General features: G+C 63.3%; 3 protein-coding genes. All 3 read right to left on the bottom strand.

Annotated elements, in window-relative coordinates; translation table 11 throughout:
* A partial coding sequence (locus K789_RS0114250; RefSeq protein ID WP_024367341.1) for a metallophosphoesterase occupies nucleotides 1–453 on the bottom strand: 453 nt, incomplete at its 3' end.
* 196 nt (nucleotides 454–649) lie between these two features.
* Nucleotides 650–1,861, bottom strand: a complete 1,212-nt coding sequence (gene fdhA / locus K789_RS0114255; protein WP_024367342.1) for a formaldehyde dehydrogenase, glutathione-independent — start codon at nucleotides 1,859–1,861, stop codon at nucleotides 650–652.
* A 218-nt stretch (nucleotides 1,862–2,079) separates the two neighbouring features.
* Nucleotides 2,080–2,565, bottom strand: a complete 486-nt coding sequence (locus K789_RS0114260; RefSeq protein ID WP_024367343.1) for a glutathione peroxidase — start codon at nucleotides 2,563–2,565, stop codon at nucleotides 2,080–2,082.
* Between the last annotated feature and the right edge of the window lie 147 nt (nucleotides 2,566–2,712).

A 2,712-nucleotide genomic window follows, 5' to 3' on the forward strand; every position in this document is an offset into this window, starting at 1 on the left:
GAGCCACTCCAGCTGCTCCGGACTCAGCTCACCGTGGTGAAAGCCCGGGACTGAGGTGTCGAGGGTGATGATCCGCAGCCCGTCGATGAAGTAAGTGTGGTCCACCGGGGCATCGTCGGCAGGCAGGTCCAGCAGGCCGGTACGGAAGTTGGCGCGGTTGTCGTGGTTTCCCATCGCCCAGATGACTTTCGCGCCCAGGGCCTTGCAGGCGGGATCGACGATGGCCCGCAGCTTCGCGTACGCCTCGGGCTCGCCCCGGTCAGCGAGGTCGCCGGTGAAAATCACGGCTTCCGGGCGCGCGCCGGACGCCCGCACTTCGTCGAAGAGTTGTTGGAGCAGGGAGTCGCTGTCGACCACACCATGCAACGGTGCCGGACCTCCCAGCAGGTGGGGGTCACTCAGATGGAGTAGAAAATGACGTGGCCGGGGGTGTTCGGCCTCGATGAGCTCCATTGCTACCTTCCTGGTTGGGTGGAGGCTGTAGCCCCCAACTTCCCTCTCAGTAATGTCTATCCAACCAGACATTCGGCCAACAATGTGCAAACTCCAGTAGGCATGTTTGAAAAAATGACAACAACGAGTAATCCGGCGGACACATACCTGCTCCGGTATGTGTCCGCCGGAATGTGCTTACTCAGGTACCTGGCGGCTAGCTCAGGTAGCCGTTCGGGTTCAGCACGTACTTCGTGGCTGCGCCGGCGTCGAACTCCGCGTAACCTTTCGGCGCCTCTTCCAACGTGATCGCCTTCGCGTTAACGTTCTTCGCGATATGGACCTTGTCATGCAGGATCGCCATCATCAGCTGGCGGTTGTACTTCATCACGGGGCACTGGCCTGTGGTGAAGCTCAACGATTTGGCCCAGCCGGTGCCGAGGCTGATCGAGAGCGCCCCCTTCTTGGCCGCCTCGTCCACGCCGCCCGGGTCCCCTGTAACGTAGAGGCCTGGAATGCCCAGGGCGCCGCCGGCGGCGGTGATTTCCATCAGCGAGTTGAGCACCGTTGCCGGCGCTTCCTTGGCGTCATGTCCGTGGCCTCTGGCCTCGAATCCGACGGCGTCAACGCCGCAGTCGACCTCCGGGACCCCCAGCAGCTGTTCGATCTGTTCGGCCGGGCCACCCTCGGTCAAGTCCACGGTTTCACAGCCGAAGCTGCGCGCCTGTGCCAGCCGGTCAGCGTTGAGGTCCCCCACAATCACGACGGCGGCACCCAGCAGTTGCGCGCTGGTCGCCGCAGCCAGCCCAACGGGACCCGCTCCCGCGATGTAGACCGTGGAGCCCACTCCAACGCCGGCGGTGACGGCACCGTGGAAGCCGGTCGGGAAAATGTCCGACAGCATCGTCAGGTCCATCATCTTCTCAAGGGCCTGGTCCCGGTCCGGGAACTTCAGCAGGTTCCAGTCGGCGTACGGCACCAGGACGTAGTTGGCCTGGCCGCCCACCCAGCCACCCATGTCGACGTAGCCGTAGGCGCTGCCCGGGCGGTCCGGGTTGACGTTGAGGCAGATGCCAGTCTTGCGTTCCTTGCAGTTGCGGCATCGTCCGCAGGCGATGTTGAACGGGACGGAACAGATGTCCCCCACCTTGATGAACTCGACGTCTGGCCCAACTTCCACGACTTCGCCGGTGATTTCGTGGCCCAGCACCAGGTCCGACGGGGCTGTGGTGCGGCCTCGGACCATGTGCTGGTCGGAGCCGCAAATGTTCGTGGCAACGGTTTTGAGGATTACCCCATGGCGCACCGACCGGCCCACGTTGGCGGGGTTGACCCCCGGGCCGTCTTTGAGTTCGAAGCTGGGGTAGTCAATGTCGATCAGTTCGACCTTGCCCGGCCCCTTGTAGGCAACGGCTTTGTTCCCTGTCATCACTTTCCTCCTGGTTTCACGGACCCCGATATGGGTGTCCAGTTGTGATTCACGAAGCGTGCTGAAGCACCGTCCCCCGGGCAGATGTCGGCGCGACGCACACGGGAGCGTCTGCGCCCGTGGCTGTGCCCGGTTTATTTGGAAGGTCCGGCCAGTCTAGGCGGTAAGCATGCTTAGGGATAGAGGCCGTTGGCCCCTTGTGGTCAGGGAGCCGACTCTCAGCTGAGGGCGTACTGGACCGCTTCAATGACCTCGGGCGAGTCCGGCTCCACGGTGGGGGCGAAACGCGCCACCACGTCGCCGTCGCGGTTCACCAGGAACTTCTCGAAGTTCCATTTCACGAGTCCCGGCAGGAAGCCGTTCTTGAATTTCGTGAGCTCGGCGTACAGCGGGTGCTGGTTCTTGCCGCGGACGTCGGCTTTGGCCGCGAGCGGGAAGGTCACGCCGAAGTTCCGTTCGCAGAATTCAGCGATCTCGGCGTCGGCCGCGGGCTCCTGTCCTGCAAACTGGTTGCAGGGGACGCCGAGCACTTGAAATCCCTGCTCCCGGAACTTGTTGTGGAGCGCCTCGAGTCCCGCATACTGCGGCGTGAATCCGCACTGCGAAGCCACGTTGACCACCAGCACTACCTCCCCGCTGAACCGGCCAAAGTCCGTGTCGGTGCCATCGATAAGGGTGAGCGGAATGCTGTGAAGAGAGGTCATGGCGGGGTTCCTCGCGAAGTCGGTAGTGAAGTTCGTGTCCGGAAGTGGTCACGAGTGTCCTTCGATACCAACGCGCGCGGGTATGGGTTTGTGCCTGCTACGGGCCAGGAGTCAGTGACGGGTCCGTGGTTGCCGATGGGCCCGCGG

Source organism: Arthrobacter sp. TB 26 (assembly GCF_000427315.1).
Classification (GTDB): domain Bacteria; phylum Actinomycetota; class Actinomycetes; order Actinomycetales; family Micrococcaceae; genus Arthrobacter.

Coding starts and splice junctions, on each gene's coding strand:
- fdhA (WP_024367342.1), bottom strand. CDS start 1,861: ATGACAGGGAACAAAGCCGTTGCCTACAAGGGGCCGGGCAAGGTCGAA.
- K789_RS0114260 (WP_024367343.1), bottom strand. CDS start 2,565: ATGACCTCTCTTCACAGCATTCCGCTCACCCTTATCGATGGCACCGAC.